At 42.0% G+C, this 16443-nt stretch carries 16 protein-coding genes; 8 read left to right on the top strand and 8 right to left on the bottom strand.

What is annotated here, in order from left to right:
- Positions 1-328 precede the first annotated feature (328 nt).
- Entirely contained in the window at positions 329-940 is a 612-nt protein-coding gene (gene clpP / locus Q0541_RS20480) for an ATP-dependent Clp endopeptidase proteolytic subunit ClpP (protein ID WP_298914379.1), read from the bottom strand.
- 478 nt (positions 941-1418) lie between these two features.
- On the opposite strand from clpP, the gene Q0541_RS20475 reads away from it, so the two are divergent.
- The 3 genes from Q0541_RS20475 (at position 1419) to Q0541_RS20465 (ending at position 4602) form a co-directional block, all read left to right on the top strand.
- Positions 1419-1574, top strand: a complete 156-nt coding sequence (locus tag Q0541_RS20475; protein WP_273768851.1) for a hypothetical protein — start codon at positions 1419-1421, stop codon at positions 1572-1574.
- 129 nt (positions 1575-1703) lie between these two features.
- Positions 1704-3761, top strand: a complete 2058-nt coding sequence (locus tag Q0541_RS20470; protein ID WP_298914370.1) for a thioredoxin domain-containing protein — start codon at positions 1704-1706, stop codon at positions 3759-3761.
- A gap of 223 nt (positions 3762-3984) precedes the next feature.
- Positions 3985-4602 (top strand): molybdenum cofactor guanylyltransferase, encoded by a 618-nt coding sequence (locus tag Q0541_RS20465; RefSeq protein WP_298914367.1) that lies wholly within the window; start codon positions 3985-3987, stop codon positions 4600-4602.
- Positions 4603-4772: 170 nt separating this feature from the next.
- On the opposite strand, the gene Q0541_RS20460 is transcribed toward Q0541_RS20465, so the two are convergent.
- The 6 genes from Q0541_RS20460 to Q0541_RS20435 all read right to left on the bottom strand — a co-directional run bounded on the left by Q0541_RS20460 (position 4773) and on the right by Q0541_RS20435 (position 11353).
- A complete protein-coding gene (locus Q0541_RS20460; RefSeq protein ID WP_298914363.1) occupies positions 4773-6272 on the bottom strand; it encodes a family 10 glycosylhydrolase in 1500 nt (499 codons plus the stop codon).
- Positions 6273-6917: 645 nt separating this feature from the next.
- A complete protein-coding gene (locus tag Q0541_RS20455) occupies positions 6918-7172 on the bottom strand; it encodes a hypothetical protein (RefSeq protein WP_298914358.1) in 255 nt (84 codons plus the stop codon).
- Positions 7173-7338: 166 nt separating this feature from the next.
- Positions 7339-8286 (bottom strand): FTR1 family protein, encoded by a 948-nt coding sequence (locus Q0541_RS20450; RefSeq protein ID WP_298914355.1) that lies wholly within the window; start codon positions 8284-8286, stop codon positions 7339-7341.
- A 199-nt stretch (positions 8287-8485) separates the two neighbouring features.
- Positions 8486-8923, bottom strand: coding sequence for a ferritin-like domain-containing protein (locus Q0541_RS20445; RefSeq protein WP_298914352.1), 438 nt, complete (start codon positions 8921-8923; stop codon positions 8486-8488).
- A 174-nt stretch (positions 8924-9097) separates the two neighbouring features.
- Positions 9098-10129 carry a helix-hairpin-helix domain-containing protein gene (locus Q0541_RS20440; RefSeq protein ID WP_298914349.1) on the bottom strand — a complete coding sequence of 344 codons (1032 nt, stop codon included), beginning with the start codon at positions 10127-10129 and terminating at the stop codon, positions 9098-9100.
- A gap of 198 nt (positions 10130-10327) precedes the next feature.
- Positions 10328-11353 (bottom strand): multicopper oxidase domain-containing protein, encoded by a 1026-nt coding sequence (locus Q0541_RS20435; protein ID WP_298914346.1) that lies wholly within the window; start codon positions 11351-11353, stop codon positions 10328-10330.
- Between the two features lie 364 nt (positions 11354-11717).
- Here Q0541_RS20435 and Q0541_RS20430 point away from each other — a divergent pair, with 364 nt between their 5' ends.
- From Q0541_RS20430 to psb27, 5 genes are all read left to right on the top strand, one after another.
- A complete protein-coding gene (locus Q0541_RS20430; protein ID WP_298914341.1) occupies positions 11718-11948 on the top strand; it encodes a hypothetical protein in 231 nt (76 codons plus the stop codon).
- A gap of 41 nt (positions 11949-11989) precedes the next feature.
- Positions 11990-12193 (top strand): hypothetical protein, encoded by a 204-nt coding sequence (locus tag Q0541_RS20425; RefSeq protein ID WP_298914338.1) that lies wholly within the window; start codon positions 11990-11992, stop codon positions 12191-12193.
- Between the two features lie 263 nt (positions 12194-12456).
- On the top strand, positions 12457-14058 hold the full coding sequence (locus tag Q0541_RS20420; RefSeq protein WP_298914335.1) for a glycosyltransferase family 39 protein: 1602 nt from the start codon (positions 12457-12459) through the stop codon (positions 14056-14058).
- A 423-nt stretch (positions 14059-14481) separates the two neighbouring features.
- A complete protein-coding gene (gene cofH / locus Q0541_RS20415; RefSeq protein WP_298914332.1) occupies positions 14482-15624 on the top strand; it encodes a 7,8-didemethyl-8-hydroxy-5-deazariboflavin synthase subunit CofH in 1143 nt (380 codons plus the stop codon).
- Positions 15625-15796: 172 nt separating this feature from the next.
- Positions 15797-16201 carry a photosystem II protein Psb27 gene (gene psb27, locus Q0541_RS20410; RefSeq protein ID WP_298914382.1) on the top strand — a complete coding sequence of 135 codons (405 nt, stop codon included), beginning with the start codon at positions 15797-15799 and terminating at the stop codon, positions 16199-16201.
- 90 nt (positions 16202-16291) lie between these two features.
- Here the strand turns inward: psb27 and Q0541_RS20405 are convergent, their stop codons facing one another.
- The gene (locus Q0541_RS20405; protein WP_298914328.1) at positions 16292-16426 is read right to left on the bottom strand and encodes a hypothetical protein; all 135 of its coding nucleotides are present in this window, start codon (positions 16424-16426) and stop codon (positions 16292-16294) included.
- Positions 16427-16443 lie beyond the last annotated feature (17 nt).

Raw genomic sequence — 16443 nt, 5'->3', positions numbered from 1 at the left:
CTTATAAAGGGGGGAAACTTGAAATCTTGCCCCCTCCCCAACCCTCCCCGATGTGTTGGGGAGGGGTGATTCAAGGATTTTTGCAAGAGGTCTAATAAATCTTTTTCCCCCTGCTTTTCTTCTCCCCCTGCAACGCCAGCTCACCTTAATAGATAACTTTCTCTTTTCCGAACCGTATTGGCTGGTGCATCCTGTTTTTTCAAATCGGTATTAAGTACTTGAGCAGGCCACCCATTCCAAAAATAACCCCTCTTTACTTATGAAGAGGGGTTATTTTGGGGTTTAAGGAAATTAAAAGTGGTAAATCACCATTTGCAAATCGTGACTATTAATTAAGAACAGCAACTGCTGGACGGCTACCAGCGGCATGACGGTCAATAACTTGGTCAATCAAGCCATATTCCCTCGCTTCCTCTGGTGACATGAAGAAGTCACGTTCAGTATCTTCAGCAATCCGCTCAATTGGTTGACCTGTATGTTCGGCTAAATAGTTGTTTAGCCGTTGCTTGTGGTACAAAATTTCCCGCGCCTGAATTTCAATATCAGTCGCCTGTCCTTGAGCGCCACCTAGAGGTTGATGAATCATAATCCGAGAATGGGGTAAACTCATTCGCTTACCCTTAGCACCACCGCTGAGGAGGAAAGCGCCCATACTCGCCGCCAATCCGGTACAAATTGTACAGACATCAGGGCGAATGTGTTTCATAGTGTCAAAAATGCCCATGCCAGCCGTCACCGAACCACCGGGAGAATTGATATACATATAAATGTCTTTCTCCGAGTCTTCAGCATCCAAATACAGCAGTTGGGCAACAATCAAGTTAGCAATGTTGTTGTCAACTTGTTGTCCCAAAAAGATGATGCGCTCACGCAACAGCCGTGAGTAGATGTCAAAGGCGCGTTCACCTCGACCCGATTGTTCAATAACGATAGGAATCATGGAAGCGTGTTTGTGGCTACTTTAAATACATTTTATCGATGACGGCACGAAACTGGGGTTTATCTCTAGTGTTCCCAGGCAGATAAATTAAACCTTGCTGGTTTTTCTTTACCCAAAAAGAGGGCAAAAGGTGCTTATCTAATAGATTTAATCCTTAAGGGCACTTTTTAGCGGTAAAAAATGTCTAAGAGAATATCTCCATTTAAGGAAAAACAAATCAAAAAACTCCAATTATCGCCAACCTCATATCTCGGCTTTTGCTGGACTACCTTGGCGATGTGGTAATTAAACTGATAACCGAAATCCGGCTTGCTTAGGGAATTATGTTAAATATCCAGTAAAATTTTAAACATTTTCTTAGGATTTACCTCAGCAATTATTAAGTTATTTTTGTTAGATTCGGTAAATCGGTAGTACGAGGTGTATTTAGAATAACCAGTCTTACTTGAAATGCTATCCACACAGAGAGAGACGTGCCATGCTGGAAAAACTTGTACAAGCCGCCATCATCACCTTCTTGCTCCACCTGATAGTAGGACTTAGCCCAAATACTTTGATTCAGACAAAGACAGCATCACCTATGCCAGAAACGCCACCAAATATTGTTAGCTTGCTATTGCGACCTTTTCAGTAAGAATGTTTCACAAATTGCACAGGTGTCGGCGATATCAAAGACATGCACTACTACCTGTTAACTTAAGGGCTAACATTCCTGGGAACAGGATAGACTGAGCAAAGAAGGCAACTTACTTGCTATTTGATCATGACTAATCGCCTTGCTGAAGCTAAGAGCCTCTATCTCCGCAAACACGCCGAAAACCCAATTGATTGGTGGTCTTGGTGTGACGAAGCACTTGCAACTGCAAGGGCGCAAAATAAACCGATTTTTCTCTCCATTGGCTACTCTAGTTGCCACTGGTGTACTGTTATGGAAGGCGAGGCTTTTTCTGATACTGCGATCGCCCAGTACATGAATGCCAATTATCTTCCCATCAAAGTAGACAGGGAAGAAAGACCTGACCTCGATAGCATCTATATGCAGGCTTTGCAGATGATGAGCGGTCAAGGGGGTTGGCCTTTGAATATTTTTCTTTCCCCAGAAGATTTAGTGCCGTTTTACGCTGGTACTTATTTCCCTGTAGACCCGCGCTATGGTCGTCCTGGATTTTTGCAGGTGTTGCAATCGCTTCGCCGTTATTACGATACAGAAAAAGAAGACTTACAGCAACGCAAAGCCCTAATTATTGAGTCTTTGCTCACGTCTGCGGTGTTGCAATCCGGTACAACTACCGAGCTTGAAGACCGGGAATTACTCCGTCAAGGTTGGGAAACCAGCACAGGTGTAATTACTACTAGGCAATCTGGCAATAGCTTTCCGATGATTCCCTATACAGAATTAGCATTGCGGGGAACTCGATTTAATTTTGAATCTCAGTATGACGGCAACCAAGTTTCTACCCAGCGGGGACTAAACTTAACGCTGGGAGGCATTTATGACCATGTGGGTGGTGGTTTTCATCGCTATACTGTTGACCCTACTTGGACAGTACCCCACTTTGAAAAGATGCTCTACGACAATGGACAGATTATGGAGTATCTGGCTTCTTTGTGGAGTGCAGGAATACAAGAACCAGCCTTTGAAAGGGCAGTTGCTGGTACTGTACAATGGCTGAAGCGAGAAATGACCGCGCCTGAAGGTTACTTCTATGCTGCTCAAGATGCCGACAGCTTCACTGAACCCACGGCAGTAGAACCAGAAGAAGGAGCCTTTTATGTCTGGAGTTACAGCGAACTACAACAACTGTTAACACCTGAAGAACTTAGGGAATTACAACAACAGTTTACGGTGACGCCTAACGGTAACTTTGAAGGACGTAATGTCTTACAAAGAAAGAATTTAGGGCAACTGAGTGCAACGCTGGAAACGGCACTGAGCAAGCTTTTTACAGCCCGTTATGGCGTTAGTCTTGAGTCACTAGAAACTTTTCCCCCGGCTCGTAATAACCAGGAAGCAAAAACCACTAACTGGCTAGGTCGCATTCCTTCAGTGACAGATACAAAAATGATTGTCGCCTGGAATAGCTTGATGATTTCTGGGTTGGCTAAAGCTGCTGGGGTGTTCCAACAACCGTTATACCTGGAATTAGCAGCACAAGCGGCGAATTTTATCTGGGAAAATCAGTTTGTCGATGGGCGTTTCCACCGACTCAACTATCAAGGAGAACCGACCGTTTTAGCGCAGTCTGAAGATTATGCCTTTTTTATTAAAGCTCTCCTGGATTTACAAGCTTCCGACCCTGAGCATAAACAATGGTTAGAAAATGCGATCGCTATCCAAGATGAATTCAACGAATTTCTCTGGAGTGGAGAATTAGGTGGTTACCATAACACATCTAGTGATTCTAGTCAAGATTTAATTGTGCGGGAGCGTAGTTATGTTGATAATGCTACACCCTCAGCCAATGGAATTGCGATCGCTAACCTTGTCCGTCTGGCCTTACTCACTGATAATCTAGATTATTTAGATTTAGCTGAACATGGTTTGAAAGCTTTTAGAAGTGTAATGCATGACGCTCCTCAAGCTTGTCCCAGCTTATTTACAGCTTTGGATTGGTATCGTAATTCTACGTTGATTCGCAGCACAACTGAGCAAATTAACACTTTGATCCCCAAGTTTCTACCAGCGGCTGTGTTTGCTGTGGTATCTGATATACCAGAGGGAAGCGTTGGGTTAGTTTGCCAAGGCTTGAAGTGTCTTGCACCAGCAGAAAGTGTAGAACATTTGTTACAGCAAGTCCAGCAAAGTCAGGTGAGGGCGTGAAATCGCTCTCAAGAAGGGATTAAATACTCAATATTTTGATTGAGATCCTCAACCACCAGGGGTTATAAACCCCTGGCTAATAACTTAAGTCCTCTAAAAGACGACTAAACAAGAATTTCAGTCCATTTACAATGCACTTTGGCTATTAAGCTAGCGATTCAAATCGCTGGCGGGTGATGCACACAAGTGCAAGATATATTTTTACCCTCTATTTTTTTGACGAATGACTATTGACTCGCCTAGCAAATTAACCGCCATTGTATTAGCAGGCGGTAAAAGTTCTCGCATGGGTCAAGATAAAGCTTTGATTCCCATTCAAGGGGTGCCTTTGTTGCAGCGAGTTTGTGGTATTGCTCAAAGCTGTGCCGATACTGTTTATGTAGTAACTCCCTGGCCAGAACGCTATCAAGACTTGCTTTTGCCTGGTTGTCAGTTTATTCGGGAAGTACCTTTATCTAAGGAATCTCTAGCCCACGGGCCTTTAGTTGGTTTTTCCCAAGGACTAGCCGAAGTGCAAACAGAATGGGTGCTGTTGCTAGCTTGCGATTTGCCGAGGTTGCGGGTTGAGGTGTTGCAAGATTGGGTAACTAGACTTGATAGCGTGGGGGATAATGTGATCGCAGCTTTAGCCGATCATCCTAAAGGCTGGGAACCTCTATGTGGTTTCTATCGCCGTCGCTGTTTGCCACAACTTCTAGAGTTTATCAATGGAGGGGGGCGATCGTTTCAGCAGTGGCTTCGGCAATATCCTGTAGAAGTTTTGCCCTTAGCAGAACCCGAAATGCTGTTTAACTGTAATACCCCACAGGACTTGGCTTTACAGCAGAATTCAAGTATTTGAACCACATCTATCGTAGGGGCACAGCATTGCTGTGCCCGTAGAGCGTGGTCTATTTACCTAAAAATAGCTGTAAGTTAATTAAAGAATAATACAAAATACAGAATTCAGAATTAATTAGTGGGGGATGAGGGGAATTTTCCTTCTGAATTCTGACTCCTGAATTCTACTATTTAGCGAGTGCGACAAAATTTGCGATCGCTATCACTCTGAGGATATTGCCAAGAATAGGCAAAATGGCTAACTCCCTTGAGTTGGGGAGCGTATTGGCGAAGTGCTTGCATTTGCGCTTCTAGGGATGGACGATTACTGATGGATTTTCCCCACACACCAGCTAAAGCAGGGATTATCTGCGTACCAGGTTTTGCCATACTCAAAACCCGTTGCACTTGTGCCACAATACAACTGACATTACCGCAATTTCCATAAGACATAGGATGCCACTCTAATGTCGTGGGGAATCGATCCCAAGGTTGTAAGCGGGAATCATACCCTTGTCCTACAGTTTGGTTACCATCGGGGAAAAACACCACTCCTGTAGGAATTCCTTGCTTCTTTGCTGGGTAATTCGCTATGGTGACAAAATCTAGGATTCCTTGCATGGCGTGGGCAACGGCGAGCTGCCACAATTCCCATTGTAAAAGTACTTGTCTATCAATTACAGAGACGATTGATTTTTGGGCTGGTCGGGGAATGCGTCCTTGCCAGAGGGGTTCCCCTTCCTGGGGATAAAGTTTGTCAACTTCGGCGATATCTCCAGTGGTGACGTATCCTCGACTCAAAAAGCGGCGAATCAAGTCCAGCCCTTTGTAATTTTGTGCCCGTTTAAATAAAGCTTCTTGGGTTGCGGGACTAAATAGCCATAAATCTGAGACTTTAGTAGCTATGGAATCACTTCCTGCTTGTCGCGGATAGCGCACATAATCCAATAGCAAACCATCTGGACGACGGCGCAAAACTTGCTGTATTAATTGATAGTAATCGCGTTTTGCTTGCAAGTTGTAGGGGTCGATAAATACTTGAGAGCCGTTATCTACGACATATAGGCTGGTTTGACCCTTGCCATTACGAGCGATCGCTGGTTCTCTATCTTGGCGCTGGGCATAAGTATAGCCGAAATTTGTGGTAAACATCCAGGCGTAAACCTTCAAACCGCGTTGCCGACCTTTTTTTATAGCCGTGGCGAGTAAATCGGCGTTTTCTGATCCTGGAGTGCGAATCACAGAAGGCCAAACCGTCGGGTTAGCTGTTGCTGGTAATAATACCTGACCGTCGTAAAATACTTCTAAATAAACTTGGTTATAGCCACGGTTAACAGCCCGATCCATAATTTGATCAATTATTCCTGGCTGAATGTCACAAGGATACAAGCGCAACCAGACGGCTTGGATTTGTGGCCAAGTCTGAGCGCGGCACTCATGTAAATCCTGTGCTTGTGTTTCTACCAAGTTTTGGTAGCGCGTTTGAGCATCTTGCTTGCCTTTGAGGGCTGACAAACGTAAGTTTTCTTTTTCTTGCGCCGCCGCTGATGATAACTGACAATATTGGGTTACTTGCGCCCTTGCTGGTTCGCTTCCAAAGTTGGGGAGCAACGAACTACTAGTGAAAACAACAGCGAATAGCCGCCGCCAAAATAATCTTGATCTTGCAACGTTCAAGGGATGGTTAGACATACCTACCAGTAGATGGACACAATAATCATCGACCCCAATTTAGATAATTGTGGGCAACGTGTATCGAATTATATAGTTAAGTAGTAAGGGTTTTAAAACCTATTTTTTCAAGACTGCCAAAGCCCTATTTGTGTTGCTGCATTTTTTTATAAAGATGAGTATAGTTTTAGCTGCTTGCACGACTGCAATCACTCAGCAGCCACAAAAAAAGTCACAAACCCTACTGAGACTAAAAGAGAAATTCTCAGCAATTACCTAAAGGATCAGCAAAAAGAGTTGTTGCTCTTTCTTCTCTTTTTGCTGACATTATCTCTCGACTTGATCAAACAAAAGTTATCGGAATCACTGGTAGTAAATTATTTAAGAATGACTCAAGATTCAAGGATATTCTCCGTATTAGCAAAGGTCAAGCAATTTTGGGTTGACACTTCGGCAACTTTTAGAGACGCTCTTACGTTCGCTCAGTGCTGACCCTGAGCACAAGGTACGGGGCAATCAATTTTAGATTTTAAATTTTAGATTTTAGATTGGAAGAAAATATTTAGAGTCGCCGTGTTTTTATTTTAACAATTCTTCAATTCAAAATCCAAAATCGTTCGACTGAGCGTAGCCGTTCGCGTAGCGTTCCGCAGGAAAGTCCAAAATCTAAAATTGACGGGTGGCAATGCCAATGTATCCCTCTGCAATGCCAATGCGTCTCTCTGCAATGTCAATGTATCCCTCTACAATGTCAATGCGTCCCTCTACAATGTCAATGCGTCCCTCTGCAATGCCAATGCGTTCGTCTGCAATGCCAATGCGTCCCTCTACAATCTCAATGCGTTCGTCTGCAATGCCAATGCGTCCCTCTGCAATGCCAATGCGTCCCTCTGCATTTAAAAACGCTACGATTTTATGCAAAACTGTACTTAGCTCAATAAATATAATTTAAAATCTGATTTGCAGTTTCTACCTTGAATGATGAATAGGGTAGGCGGCAGCCCCCCAATAGGCATTCCCAGTCTCTGACTGGGAACGAGGCAAAAAATATAAAATTGACTGTGCTTTTAATCTTTCGCAGAACTAATTATTTTTGAGCAAAAGGGATATTCTTTTTACCTTCAGGAGAAGCACCTCCAAGGCTGCGGAAATACAGTCCTCCAATGATAAGTAAAAATGCCACGTATCCCACTGCTTGTACAAGATAGAGATTCTCTGTGTAACCAAATAAAGATTTGAGAATAATGCCAGGAAACTGTTCGTCAGGCAAGATTGTGGAAGTATTTGAAACTATTGGCCCCAAAATACAGGAGTGGACTTTAGTAAAACGTTCGTAATAGAAACAAAGGCTTTCTGTGGCACGACTGCTAAGGGCAAGGTTAGCTACAGCGTCGTCAAAATGTTTCAAGCCTGAAACTACCAACCCAGCGACAATCAACACTAATAAAATACCCATTACCTGGAAAAACTGGCGGATGTTAATTTTGACACCCCATTTAAATAGCAGCACCCCAATGGCGGATGCCGCTACCAAACCAGCAATAGCACCCAATGCTGGCATTAATCCCTGTTGAAAATTAGCAGCAACAAACAGAACAGTTTCAAAGCCTTCGCGGACAACGGCAACTAAAATTAAAGTAAAAACACCCCAACCAGCATTTGAGTTTTGTGTCAGTGCTTGTGTAACTGCTCCCTCAACTGTAGCTTTCATAAATCTGGCTTGTTTGGTCATCCAGATTAGCATCCAACTGAGCATGGCGATCGCTAATACACTAAACACACCTTCTAACCCTGGCTCAACTACGGAGGTATATTGAGGATTCACTGCTCCCAGTACTGGAATTATCCAACTGAATAACACACCGATTAAGGCACTGACGACAATGCCAACGCCGACACCAGCATACACCCAAGAGTTGAGTCGGGATTGTTTAGCTTTTTTCAGCAAAGCTAGGACAATGCCAACAACAAGGGCAGCTTCCACTCCTTCTCGAAGTGTTATTACAAAAGTAGGTAGAGCAGTACTAAAATTCATCTTTTATCCTTTGTCTTTTGTCCCTGTACCCCTTCTCTTAAGCAAGCTACGCGCAAGCGTTTCCCTTAGGAGAAGTTCTTATGGCCGGAAGCCAAAAATTGAAAAATCCAGAGCAGAGGAAACCTCCGCTCCAGTTTTTCGCTCTGTTCAGACTTCTATCTTTGTCATTAGTCCCTAGCCAATAATTAATGACTAATAACTATTGACCAAAATCACGTAGCATCTTTTTCAGTTCGAGATTATGCATCTCTTCTTGCCCAATCATGCCGCGAGCGAATTCTTCAAGATAAATGCTGGCATTGGTGACAGTTTCGAGCAAATCTTTATACAGATCCAATGCCTTTTTTTCATGAGACAAGCTTTCTGCCAAGATATCCTTGACTTTATGCTGGTAGGTTTCTTCCATTGGGGCAATTTTCAGGGAAGGATGCCCATCTAAACCGGTGAGAATTTCTCCCACTTGTTCGGCATGAAGTAAAGACTCACTTGCCTGTGCTTTGAAAAAAGCCACAATTGGAATACGGTTAGGACCAGTCACCATCAAAGAATAATGTGTATAGCGCACTACCCCTGCTAGTTCAAATTCCATGATGGCGTTCAGCAGGTCAATGGTCTTTTTCTGGTCAAGTTCTTGCATCAGTTGTTAGTTCAAGTAACGAATGGAGTGTAATGAGTTAGGAGTAAGTAATTCGTAATGACGCTCGCGGACTCGCTACCGCTACGCTAACGTAATTCGTAATTCTTAACTCCTAATGATTTCCTCATTTTAAACTCTTTACCCTACCCTTCCCATTAAATGAAAGTGTTATCGCTATGCTTTGGTATTAGATTTGTCAACCACTTTTTGAGAGTTTTCCTCAATGGTTTTCACTAGCTTGGTAACATCATTAGGAGTTTTGACTGCTTTTGCTGGTGGGATGGCGGCGGGCCAAACTTTTATTAGTTCAGCGAAACTACTGTCGATCGCTTTGTGTGCTTCGGGATCGGCTTGAGCTACTTGACTAGAAATTCCTTTGTATAAATCATTGGCGTAAACGACAAAACCACGAGAGTCTTGATACTCAATTGGCGCGGTTATTTTACCATCTGCGATCGCAGCGCCATATTCGGAGTTAGCTGAATCTAGCAATTCGTTAATTATCTGTAGCACAAATCCTGGTTTGGAGCGTTGATCTGCTGGCAAAGCTGCGATCGCTCCGTCAACTGATTGCATCGAAGAAGCAAAATTAGTTTTAACTTTACTATCTTTTGAATTAGATTTCACTAAATCTTGCAAACTCACCAAAGTTGTCTTAAATTCTTTAACTTTGCGCTCATTCAATTGTTCTTCTACGTCAACGTAAATCTCTTCAACTGGATGTCCTATATGAGGTTCTGCTTGTTTCGGCTGATTCTGATCCAGCAGTTCTTGTGCTACCAAAAGATGCCCTTTCATTAAGCCTAATTTAGACATATAGTCAACATCTTTTGCCTCACCTGTGAGTACCACTTCTTGAACACCAACCTGGTCTTTAATTTGGTCGAACTGCTCTTGAGTAATTACTTTTTTACTAACTAAATCTTCTGGGCTGCCATAGGGACGACCTGCCTGAATTTTGTTGGATAAAGCCGGGACACCTAACTTGGCTTCAAACTTATCCAATTCTGACAATATTGCACTGTTAATGTTAATTTTTTCTTTGCTACCGTGACCACTATGACTGTTTTCACTTACTGCCTCTGTAGCTTGAGGACTAATAACTGGCGCTGATGGATTTTCTGCGGTTGGTGTACTGCTACAGGAACTTAAGGTAACTATTGCCGCAGCTGCCACTGTTAAACAGATATAGCGAAATTTTTTCATTTCTGATCCTGGCACAATTTAAAAGGTATTGGTTCAAATGCTTCAAACTATTACTCAAACATAGTTTGTTTAAGAAATCGTCATAGATTTTACTTTCGCATATAATGATATTTTTTATCAACTATTTGATTTAAAATTTTATTAATTACCAATTGTGTACCTTGTACTTAGCTTGAATAAAAATTACTAATTATTTTGTCATGAATTGTTAACAGTCTTTTGAGATTTGCTTTGAGCAACTACTTCAAATTGACCCATGCAACCGTTTTCGGCGATCGCATCCTGATGGGGATGGAACATATACTTACCTGGGTAGCGAAAAGCAAATTCCAAAATGTGCCTTTCGGCCATACCCATCGTAATCACATCAGCTTTCTCGCTAGGAGTCATACTCATGCCATAGCGATAGACATCAAAGAAGTTGGCATGGAGGTGAAACGTCACTACCGGATCGTATTCAATGATGTTGAGAATATATAGCCGAATCAACTGATCTTGGTAAATAGGAATGGGATGATGCATGTAATGATGGGGCGAACCGTTGAAAGCATAATAATCATTATGGCCATCATCATTCACGTCATACCCAGCCATGACTAGTACAATCTCATCAGCCGGGGGACGGGGCGTAGGTGGATCGATGATAAACATCCCATACAGTCCCTTGGCGATGTGACGGGTAACTGGTTCAATATGGCAGTGGTACAAGTGTACTCCATAGGGTTCAGCATCAAATTCATAAATTGTGGCTTTGCCGTTGCTGATTGGGCGAACCCCATCCATTTCCGCCGGATGAACGCCATGAAAATGTAAAGAGTGAGAATGTCCTGCTTTGTTGAGAAAAAGCACTCGCACGCGATCGCCCTGTTTTGCCCGTAGCGTTGGCCCTGGTATGCGACCGTTTAAATCCCAGATGTTGTAAGATACAGCACTATTGAGTTTTATTATGGAAGTATCGGCAGTTAACTGAAATTCTCGGATAGTCCGCCCATTTTCTTGCTTTACCGTCCCATAATCAAAATCCCTTAACATCTTCATCGGGTTAGTACCGTCGTCTGGTGCTTCCATATCCAGTGGTGGCACTTTGACGATTGACTTATTTTGTAGATTTAGCATCTGCCAAAGTCCAGCTGCACCAATCACTCCAGCACCTGCTAGTCCTAGCTTCAAGAATTCACGGCGGCTCCACGGTTTTTCGTTACCTAGAGCGAAGTTGTTGGGCATGACATTTAGTTACGGTTAGCACCAAAAAAGAATTGTAAAAGATTTGCAATTGCTAAATAGAGGAATGAATAATTATTCTCAATAACTATATATTACATCAAAACTGCTAATTAAGTTGTTAAATCCAGAACAAGCGAGAATCAGTCTCGGAAGACTCTAGCAAAAGTTTCTGAATTTTAACGGTATTTATACGTGAATTTATGTATAAATCATATTCAGAGAAAACTAATTATTTTATGCCTATTTCTGATATGCTTATTGCTTTCGGAGTATTTGGAGAAACCTTAAATTTGAATGTTCAGGAAAATCCAATCAATATAAATATCTTGTTATTATAACAGCTATTTTATTATCACTTGGAGTGTTGGGTGGTTGGGTTATTGGTGGACAACAAGAACTACAACAAGGAGAAATTGCACCACATTCAGTGCGCCTTTTATTAAGTGGATTGACAGTATTGGCTAAAGTAACCCTATTAGTTATTAACATTAGTGCAGAAGTTGCAGAAGGTCATGACAGTGAACACTACTCAAATAGTACCGAAGCGATGTCTAGGATGGGCACAGCTGCGGCACCATCATCTCAAAAATCTTAGGGATTGGAAATTTCGGAAAACGTGCGAATTTAGCGTTACAGGTGGAAGATGCCACAATTGGACAACCTATTAGAGATGTAGTGTTGCAGGTGAAAGCGATCGCCACAGAAGATAATTTAACAGTGTTTGACTACAAAGGTATTCCCGACCAACAAGTTAAGTTAACATGGCTTGAACAATTTTTTGATGGTTCACCCCACAAAATTGAGGTGGAAACAACTCCTTTACCAGGATCTAACCATTGACGCCCACTTATTTAATAGGTCAAAATAGTTGTGGTAAAACCACAGTATTTTTTTAGATAGTAGTTTATGTAAACCAATAGGCTTGGGTTAAGCTTTTTTTTCCTTTGCTTCTCCTTCCTACCTTAAAAGATAAATTTCCTTAACTTGTTCTGAAGCAGCTTGCAACGGCTCTTGACTTTATTAATCCTAAACGTCTAAAAAACTGTACAAACTGCTGCTACTGTACCTTATGAACCTGTAATCAACGTTATAATTCGATATTTATGATAAACAGACAATCAGTATTTGCAAAATATTTTCCTCCTATTTGGCTACGATTTTTAATCATTATTTTGTTAATCTTAGGGATATTTTTTCGCTTTGCTTATCTGGATCGAAAAGTCTACTGGCATGATGAAGCTTATACCTCATTACGAATCTCTGGTTACACTAAGACAGAATTTGTTCAACAAGTGTTTAATGGGCGCGTGTTTGCTGTTAGAGATATACAAAAATATCAACAGCCTAATTCTGATAAAGGTTTAATCAATACAATCAACTCTTTGGCGGTGGAGGATGCTCAACATCCTCCACTTTATTACGTGATGCTTAGATTATGGATGCAATTTTTTGGCAATTCAGTAGCGACTACGAGAAGCTTGTCAGCCATAATTAGCCTGCTAGCCTTTCCTTGCATTTATTGGCTGTGCTTAGAATTATTTCAGTCACCCATAACGGCATGGATAAGCGTAGCTCTTCTAACAGTCTCGCCCTTCCATGTGCTGTACGCCCAAGAGGGAAGGGAGTTCGGTTTGTGGATGGTGACTACTTTGCTCGGGAGTGCTGTACTGCTGCGAGCAATAAGGCTAGGTAGCAAGCAGCTTTGGGGGATTTATGCAGTAACAGTGGCACTAGGATTGTACACCTTTTTGTTTTCTGGGTTGCTGGCGATCGCCCACGGTATTTATGTATTTGCCATTGAACGCTTTCGATTCACTAAAAGCGTTAAAGCTTATCTAATAGCAACTAGCGTCGGCTTTTTAGCTTTTGTTCCTTGGATTTTAACTGTTATTAATAGCTTGTCTGAAATTGATCGTACAACAACCAGCGCTCAAACCAGACAATCTCTGTCAGTTTTGGTTTCTGATTGGATTAAAAATATTAGCTATTTATTTGGTGATTTTTGGCGTTATGAAATATATTTTCCAGATTTGAATTTGCCAGTTTTACGCTGGGGTCGATTTTTAATTCCCTTAATACTAATCTTGGTAGTATATTCCTTCTTATTTATTTATAGTCATGCAGGAAAACGAGTTTGGTTATTTGTTTTTCTCTTAAGTGGAGTACCTGCTTTAGCTCTCATATTGCCTGATTTGATTATTGGAGGTAAGCTCAGTCTGCGACCTAGATATGTCATTCCGTGTTATCTAGGCATTCAGCTAGCTGTTGCTTACTTGCTGGCGACTCAAATTATTTCTTCTAAGTTAATAACCCGCAAATTTTGGCAATTAGTAATGGTAGTAATAATTTCCACTGGAGTTGTATCCTGTACCATCAGTTCTCAAGCCGAGACATGGTGGAATAAAGGTAGCCATGCCAACCCTCAAATAGCTCGGATCATCAATCAAGCTAATCACCCACTATTAATTAGTAGTAATTATTCTCTAAATATTGGTGAGCTAATGTCTCTCATTCATCTGCTAGATGAAAAAGTGCAGATGCAATTGGTAATTGAACCAAGTATACCAAATATTCCTGATAGTTTCAGCAATCTGTTTTTGTATAATCCTTCTAAAATATTTCGCTCTGAGCTTGAGAAGAAATACAAACTGGTCGATGTTTTGCAGTATAGTAGGCTGTGGCGGCTAGAACAAAAAAGCAGCTAAATTTCATATAGCGTTTCCCGGTCTTTTAAGGTACATTCGAGAGATAGGTTATGCATTTTAGTCAAATACAAATGAAGGCATATTAGCTTGACTTAAGTCAGAAAATCATCGATACATACTTTGAGGTAAAATAACGAGAGCGTCAGCTAGCAAAACGATTTCGAGTCCTCCTGAGTTTTGTTGAAAAATTCCTGAAACAATATCGATAGACCGCGAGTATTGCTCCCAAGGTTCGCATACAAGGCCAACAAAACTCTCGCAGAATTCAAAGTTTTGGCTTCAATTGTCTTGGATAATCCAACACCTCGTACTTCAATCAGTAGTATAAAATTGTAATTTTCCAATACTTAGTGTATTTATTAAGTAGAATTTTATTATTTGCAAGATCAGAAAATTAATATTTACTGAGAAATTAAGAAAGTAATGCTGACAAAAATTGCAGTTGAAAAAATTCTTGAACGTGCCTTGATGGGGTACGATTTATCTCTCGAAGAGGGAGTGGTATTGTTAGAACAAAGTGAGCCAGAAGCGATCGCCGCAATTCGTGCTACATCTGACACACTCCGCCACACTCAAGCAGGCGATACAGTTACATACGTAATTAATCGTAATATCAACTTTACTAATATTTGTGAGCAGCACTGTAGTTTTTGTGCTTTCCGTCAAGATGATGGTGATGTCGGTGCTTACTGGTTAGATTCGGCACAAATTTTGGAAAAGGCGACAGATGCGGTGCGGCGGGGTGCGACGGAAATCTGTATGCAGGGGGGATTAAATCCAGAAGCGCAGATAAATGGTAAATCTTTGTCCTATTATCTCAAGGTAGTAGAAACCATTAAACAAGAATTTCCTCAGATACATCTCCACGCTTTCTCTCCCCAGGAAGTGGAATTTATCGCCAGACTTGACGGACTTGAGTATGCTGATGTGATTATTGCTTTGCGCGATGCTGGTGTTGGCTCAATGCCGGGAACAGCAGCAGAAGTGTTGGACGATAAGGTAAGGCGGATACTCTGTCCAGAGAAGATTGACACAGCCACTTGGCTAGAAATTGTCAGCACAGCTCACAAATTAGGCTTGCATACTACTAGCACGATGTTATCTGGGCATATTGAAACCCACGAACAGCAAATCGGGCATTTAGAAAAATTGCGATCGCTCCAAAAAACCTCCATCAATCAGGGATATCCAGCAAGCATCACAGAGTTTATTTTATTACCGTTCGTTGGACAAGAAGCGCCCAAACCCTTACGTCGCCGTGTCGGACGCGATCAACCAGTTTTAACCGATGCACTCCTACTGGGGGCTGTGGCGCGGATTTACTTGGGTAATTGGATTCCCAACCATCAGCAGAGTTGGGTAAAACTGGGGCTTAGTGGTGCAACCGAAGCCTTAGTTTGGGGTTGCAACGATATCGGCGGCACATTAATGGAGGAGCATATTACCACAATGGCAGGTGCTTTGGGTGGTACATGTATGGAAGTGGAAACCTTACAAGCTGCGATCGCTTCTTTAGGAAGACCTTACCAACAACGGGATACTCTTTATCAAAAAGTTAGGAGTTAGGAGTCAAGTCAAAGACTCGTGGACGAGTATCTAAATTAGATGAACAGAGTTCTGAGGTGGATAAATGGAGTTTTCTAACTCCTCACTCCTCACTCCTGACTCAGCAATAAATTGATCCCCAAGTTACCAATCCAAGATAGGATGGACGTTGATTTACATATTCTTTTACTTAATGCATATGAAGCGCTATTGGTCGCGTTTGCTTGCGCTGGTTTTGGTTGTAGCTATCGGCTTAATGGGCTGTTCTGGCAGTCCAGATAGTTTGAGTGGGGATTATCGCCAAGACACCTTAGCTGTGGTCAATGTTATGAGACAAGCTCTGGATATATCACAAGATTCACCAGACAAAGCAGCAGTTCAAGCAGAAGCGCGTCAAAAAATTAATGACTTTTCAGCTCGCTATCAGCGGGTTAACTCTGTTTCTGGTCTTAGCTCCTTTACAACCATGCGAACAGCCCTCAACTCCCTAGCTGGACATTACAGTTCTTACCCAAATCGTTCTGTACCCGAAAAACTCAAAAATCGTTTAGAGAAGGAGTTAAAGCAAGTTGAAGCAGCGCTTCAGCGTGGCGCTTAACTCTTAACTATTGCCTGCTTCATCATCAAGAGTCAAGAGTCAATACTTTTGACTCTTGATTACTTTGTCAACTTGATGTATTTACTAATATCAATTTTCCACAAACTTGCACTTAATGATTTCTTCTTCCAACTCTTCTCTACCAGAGGCTGCGCCAAGGAGACGCTGCGCGTTGGCGAAAGCCTCTCGCAGAGATGGCGGTTCGTTTAATAAAATTAAGTGCATCTTCATAGCGAATTGCT

The organism is uncultured Nostoc sp. (assembly GCF_937863485.1).
In the GTDB taxonomy this organism is placed as follows: Bacteria; Cyanobacteriota; Cyanobacteriia; order Cyanobacteriales; family Nostocaceae; genus Nostoc.
This window is presented reverse-complemented; position numbering and strand designations above follow the sequence as displayed.

Bases quoted from the DNA above. Each gene is read 5' to 3' on its own strand.
- Q0541_RS20460 (WP_298914363.1), bottom strand. From the start codon at position 6,272: ATGTCTAACCATCCCTTGAACGTTGCAAGATCAAGATTATTTTGGCGG.
- Q0541_RS20435 (WP_298914346.1), bottom strand. From the start codon at position 11,353: ATGCCCAACAACTTCGCTCTAGGTAACGAAAAACCGTGGAGCCGCCGT.
- cofH (WP_298914332.1), top strand. From the start codon at position 14,482: ATGCTGACAAAAATTGCAGTTGAAAAAATTCTTGAACGTGCCTTGATG.
- clpP (WP_298914379.1), bottom strand. From the start codon at position 940: ATGATTCCTATCGTTATTGAACAATCGGGTCGAGGTGAACGCGCCTTT.
- Q0541_RS20470 (WP_298914370.1), top strand. From the start codon at position 1,704: ATGACTAATCGCCTTGCTGAAGCTAAGAGCCTCTATCTCCGCAAACAC.
- Q0541_RS20405 (WP_298914328.1), bottom strand. From the start codon at position 16,426: ATGCACTTAATTTTATTAAACGAACCGCCATCTCTGCGAGAGGCTTTC.
- Q0541_RS20445 (WP_298914352.1), bottom strand. From the start codon at position 8,923: ATGCAAGAACTTGACCAGAAAAAGACCATTGACCTGCTGAACGCCATC.
- Q0541_RS20420 (WP_298914335.1), top strand. From the start codon at position 12,457: ATGATAAACAGACAATCAGTATTTGCAAAATATTTTCCTCCTATTTGG.
- psb27 (WP_298914382.1), top strand. From the start codon at position 15,797: ATGCATATGAAGCGCTATTGGTCGCGTTTGCTTGCGCTGGTTTTGGTT.
- Q0541_RS20465 (WP_298914367.1), top strand. From the start codon at position 3,985: ATGACTATTGACTCGCCTAGCAAATTAACCGCCATTGTATTAGCAGGC.
- Q0541_RS20440 (WP_298914349.1), bottom strand. From the start codon at position 10,129: ATGAAAAAATTTCGCTATATCTGTTTAACAGTGGCAGCTGCGGCAATA.
- Q0541_RS20450 (WP_298914355.1), bottom strand. From the start codon at position 8,286: ATGAATTTTAGTACTGCTCTACCTACTTTTGTAATAACACTTCGAGAA.
- Q0541_RS20475 (WP_273768851.1), top strand. From the start codon at position 1,419: ATGCTGGAAAAACTTGTACAAGCCGCCATCATCACCTTCTTGCTCCAC.